Annotated in this window: 5 protein-coding genes; all 5 read left to right on the forward strand. The window is 36.0% G+C overall.

All coding sequences use genetic code 11. The annotated features are described in order from the left end of the window. Positions 1 to 271, forward strand: a 271-nt coding sequence (locus RMO83_RS10160; protein WP_310559571.1) for a hypothetical protein, incomplete at its 5' end; no start/stop codon positions are given. Between the two features lie 19 nt (positions 272 to 290). Next, a complete protein-coding gene (locus tag RMO83_RS10165; RefSeq protein WP_310559572.1) occupies positions 291 to 2,681 on the forward strand; it encodes a M20/M25/M40 family metallo-hydrolase in 2,391 nt (796 codons plus the stop codon). Between the two features lie 77 nt (positions 2,682 to 2,758). Further along, positions 2,759 to 3,616 carry a L,D-transpeptidase gene (locus RMO83_RS10170; RefSeq protein ID WP_310559573.1) on the forward strand — a complete coding sequence of 286 codons (858 nt, stop codon included), beginning with the start codon at positions 2,759 to 2,761 and terminating at the stop codon, positions 3,614 to 3,616. 61 nt (positions 3,617 to 3,677) lie between these two features. Next, positions 3,678 to 4,481, forward strand: coding sequence for an NAD(P)H-binding protein (locus RMO83_RS10175; protein WP_409025010.1), 804 nt, complete (start codon positions 3,678 to 3,680; stop codon positions 4,479 to 4,481). Beyond that, a partial coding sequence (locus tag RMO83_RS10180; protein WP_310559575.1) for an EamA family transporter occupies positions 4,482 to 4,981 on the forward strand: 500 nt, incomplete at its 3' end.

The raw sequence follows: 4,981 nt of genomic DNA on the forward strand, positions 1-4,981 counted from the left end.
CGCCTATAACAATAAAATAAACAAAGACAGTACCAATTTTATGCGCAACGTCAACAACAAATTGCGCAAAAATTATAGGATTCTTTCGGAATTGAATCTCGAAGAAAAATCAAAAACCACCAAGTCTAAACTATTAAGTAAGGGTTTTGAATTTGAATATTTTACCAATATTTTGAACACTAATACAGGAAACACTTATTATTTTATTTACGACCAAGGGTATCGTGTTTTAGAAGGCGAATATTATATGCTTGTGAAAAAAGAATTTTAAAACTTAATTCTCTCCCTTGATGAAAAAAAGTTATTCCTCCATTTTATCCGTATTGTTCCTGCTCGGAATACTTGGATTTACATTCTTCACGATGATGCCGCAATGGACATCCGATGATGATGCGCCTCTTACAGAGTTTTCGACCAAAAGAGCCTTGGAACAAGTGAAAAATATTTCGCAAAAACCGCATTTTGTAGGTTCGGAAAATCACGATGTTGTGGCCAATTATTTGATAAAAGAATTGCAAAATCTAGGTTTAGAAACTTCCACACAAGAAGGTTTTTCTTTTTCGGATTGGGGAACTTTGACCAAATGCAAAAATATCTTAGCTCGAATAAAAGGCAGCAACAGCAACAAAGCTTTGCTTTTACTTTCGCATTATGACAGCGCGCCACATTCCTATTCCAATGGCGCGAGCGATGCAGGATCTGGTGTGGCGACAATCTTAGAAAGTGTTCGCGCTTTTACTTACGCCAAAAAACAGCACAAAAACGACATCATTATTCTCTTTACAGATGCCGAAGAATTGGGTTTAAATGGTGCAGCTCTTTTTGTTACCCAACATCATTGGGCAAAAGAAGTCGGTTTGGTTTTGAATTTTGAAGCCCGAGGAAGTTCTGGACCAAGTTATATGTTGATGGAAACCAATAGCGGAAATGCTGGATTGGTCAACCAATTTTCGGCTGCCAATGTCAAATATCCTGTTTCGAATTCCTTGATGTACAGCATTTACAAAATGTTGCCCAACGATACTGATTTGACAGTTTTCAGGGAACAAGGTAATATTCAAGGCTACAATTTTGCTTTTATCGATGGGCATTACAACTACCACACGGCGCAAGATGATATCAATCATTTAAGCAAAAACACCTTGGTGCATCAAGGAAAATATTTGATGCCGCTGTTGGATTATTTTTCGAATGCTGATTTAAACACGACGCAAACCACCGAAGATGATGTTTATTTTTCGATTCCATTTAGCTTTATCAGTTATCCTTTTAGTTGGGTTTTACCAATGGTTATTATTGCTCTTGTACTGTTATTGATTTTGATATTCATTGGTATTGGCAAACGAATTTTGTCTTTCCCAGAAATGGCGAGAGGATTTATTCCGTTTTTAGGTTCGGTGCTAGTTTCGGGTTTAATCACCTTTCTGGGTTGGAAATTATTACTAATACTCTATCCACAACACAACGATTTGCTCAACGGATTTACCTATAACGGACACGATTATATCGTGGCTTTCACGCTATTGACCTTGTCGATTTGTTTTGCTTTTTACCACTTTTTCTCTTTCAAAAAAGTGACGATGAACCATTATGTTGCGCCATTGTTCTTTTGGATTCTCCTCAACGCATTGTTGGCTTTCTTCTTGAAAGGCGCGGGATTTTTGATCCTTCCCGTTTTTGCAGGATTACTTATGTTAACTTCATTTGTTCTAACTCAAAAGTCAAAATGGATTTTGAACCTCTTTTTGAGTATTCCTGCCTTGCTGATTATTGCCCCATTTATCCAAATGTTTCCAATAGGTTTAGGCTTAAAAGTATTGTTTGGAAGCGCTATTTTAACCGCTTTGACTTTCTGTTTACTATTACCTTTTTTTGGTTCGTTTAAGCGAAAAGGGACGGCTTCATTGATTTTGTTCGTATTGGCGATTGGGGTTTTTGCGAGAGCGCATTACTATTCTGGGTATAAATTGGGCAAAGCCAAATCCAATAGTTTAGTCTATATTTTGGATGCCGACAAAAACAAGGCAACTTGGGCAACTTATGACACCAATTTGGATGAATGGACCAAAATCTATTTGGGAGAAAATCCAAAAGATGCCGAGGAATTAAGCGCTATTTCGTTACCTAGCAAGTACAAAACTGAATTTACTTTTACCGCCGATGCGCCAATGAAAATCCTTTCGAGACCAATTGTCGAATTCCTGAAAGATAGTGTTGTTGGCAAAAATCGATATTTGAAAATCCGAATTACACCCACCCGAAAAGTAAATCGGTATGATGTTTTTGCCAATGAAAATCTTGTAATCCAAAATTTCAAAGCCAATGGATTGTCATTGTTAGTGCAAAAAGGTTCAAAATACGAGCGAAAAGGCAAGAAATTGTTGAGCTATTATGCTGTCAATCAACTTCCGCTGGAAATAGAATTTAGTATTGCTGCTTCCAGTGTTTTGGATTTGGATTTATTGGAAAGCTCTTTCGATTTGATGAATAATCCGCTTTTTTCAATTCAAAAAAGAGCCGATTGGATGATGCCAACGTCTTTTGTTTTGAATGATGCCGTGATTATTAAAGAGAAAATAAAACCATCGCCAAAAGTGGTCAAAACCATTGTTTTAAAGGTTGGAAAAGCAATTCAAAAAGATAGTTTGGTGTTTGAAAAAGATAGTTTGAGGAAGCCGTAAAACCTATAACAATCCCCCATAATTATATAACACTTTACACGCATAATTCCATCATTTTTACCTAAATGAAATACTTTATGAAAAAATCAATCGTACTACTTGGAATTATAATTGCGCTGACCTCATTATCCTGCAAAAAAGGGGAAACAGAAAATGCGCAACCAACAAATAAAATTATCAAAAAAGCGCCTGTTCGAAAAGCTCCTAAAGCCGTTTTCTATACTTTAGAAAACACTAAAGACTGGTTGAAAATCAACAAAAATGCCGAAGACCTAGAAATTGCTCTTGCCATAAACAGAACTGATAAACAATTTTTTACCAAAATGGATTCTGTTATTATTCCAACGGATTTGAGTGGCGACATTGCGTTCTATTTGCCTTTTCCTGTTGAAGTTCCTTATTTAGCGGATGTAGATAAAATCCTTTTTTTCTCCTATCCTACTCAAACTTTTGCTGCTTATGAAAACGGAATTTTGATTTACACTGGTCCAACCAATATGGGCAAGAAAAAAGCTCCAACTCCCACAGGATTGTTTTTTTGCAATTGGAAAGCCGAAGAAACCATTAGCACCGTTGATGATGAATGGAAATTACTTTGGAATTTTAATATTGCAAACAAAGGAGGTATTGGGTTTCATCAATACGATTTGCCAGGTTATCCTGCCTCACATTCGTGCTTGAGGTTACAAGAAAAAGACGCTAAATATCTATATGAATGGGCAGATCAATGGGTTTTAGTCGATGATGAAAACGTGAAATTCAAGGGAACACCAGTAATTGTTTTTGGAAGCTATCCTTTTGGCACACCAAAACCTTGGTTGCAACTCGTTAAAGACCCAAAATCACTAGACATTTCTGAAAGTGACATCGAAAAAGTTACTACGCCTTATTTGGAAATCGTTTTAAAAGAGCAGGAAAAAAGAAAGAAATCTTAATTAAAATCCATTTCCAAATGGTGCGTTTTTAAACTACTTTTGAGCATTCAATTTTTTTATGATGACTCAAATTAGTATTCTCGGTTGTGGTTGGTTGGGTTTGCCTTTGGCGAAAGCCTTACTCGAAAACAGATTTTTGGTAAAGGGTTCGACAACTTCTGTTGAAAAACTTTCAGTTTTGGAAAACTTGGGAGTTCAAGCTTTCCAAATTGAATTATTGGAATCAAAAATTCAAGGAGAAGTGAATTCTTTTTTAGAAAATTCTAAAATCTTGATTATCGATATTCCACCCAAATTAAGAGGTGATTCAAAAGAAAATTTTGTTTCCAAAATTAAAAACGTGATTCCTTTTATCGAAAAATCTACCGTTGAGAATGTTCTATTCATAAGTTCGACATCGGTTTACGGAGAGGACAATTTAGTTGTGACCGAAGAAACGGAACTAAATCCTGACTCGGAAAGCGGCAGACAATTAGCACAAGCCGAGCAATTTTTGCAAAGCAATTCTAATTTTAAAACTACCATTTTGCGTTTTGGTGGCTTGATTGGCGAAGACCGACATCCAATAAAATTCTTGGCGGGAAGGAAAAATATTGAAAACTCTAATGCTCCCATAAATTTAATTCATCTAGAGGATTGCATTGGCATCGTATTAAAAATAATAGAGCTAGATTGTTGGCGCGAAACCTTCAATGCTGTAGCTCTTTTTCATCCTGGCCGAAGGGAATATTACACTCAAAAAGCCATCGATTTGAATCTGAAACTTCCTGAATTTAGTGTTGAAAACTCCCGTTTAGGAAAAACGATTTCGAGTTTGAAAGTTGAAAAAGTTTTAGGATACACATTTGTAAAACCCAAATTATAAGTGAGAGCGAAAATAAAGACTTCTTTTTCGTCCAAGATTAATGCAATAGGATTGCCTATTTTAGCTTTATGCTGGGTGAGCTTTTTCTGGGGCACAACTTGGCTGGCGTCAAAAGAAGGCGTAAAATATATGCCCGCTTTGCAACTTGCTGGGATTAGACAATTTATTGGCGGAATACTCTATGTTGGTTTCTTTTTATACAAAAAAACGCCTTGGCCAAAAGGAAAACAATGGAAAGTCATTTTTATCCTTAGCATTCTTAATTTTGTGTTGAGTAATGGACTAAGCACTTGGGGAGTGAAATACATCAGCAGCGGTTTAGGTGCCATCATTGGTGCCATTTTCCCTTTGTGGATTGTATTAATTAGTCAACCCTTAAAAAGAGCTATTTTTAATTTCCACAAAAATAGGAATATTATTTTCAGGATAGAAGTTGAACAAATAATTAAGCCAAAAAACAATTTGTTCCTTGATTTGGTTGAATCGGAGCTTAAAATTGT

The organism is Flavobacterium sp. (genome assembly GCF_031423415.1).
GTDB lineage: Bacteria > Bacteroidota > Bacteroidia > Flavobacteriales > Flavobacteriaceae > Flavobacterium.

Excerpts from the sequence above, each read along its gene's own strand:
- RMO83_RS10165 (WP_310559572.1), top strand. The coding sequence starts at position 291 with ATGAAAAAAAGTTATTCCTCCATTTTATCCGTATTGTTCCTGCTCGGA.
- RMO83_RS10170 (WP_310559573.1), top strand. The coding sequence starts at position 2,759 with ATGAAAAAATCAATCGTACTACTTGGAATTATAATTGCGCTGACCTCA.
- RMO83_RS10175 (WP_409025010.1), top strand. The coding sequence starts at position 3,678 with ATGACTCAAATTAGTATTCTCGGTTGTGGTTGGTTGGGTTTGCCTTTG.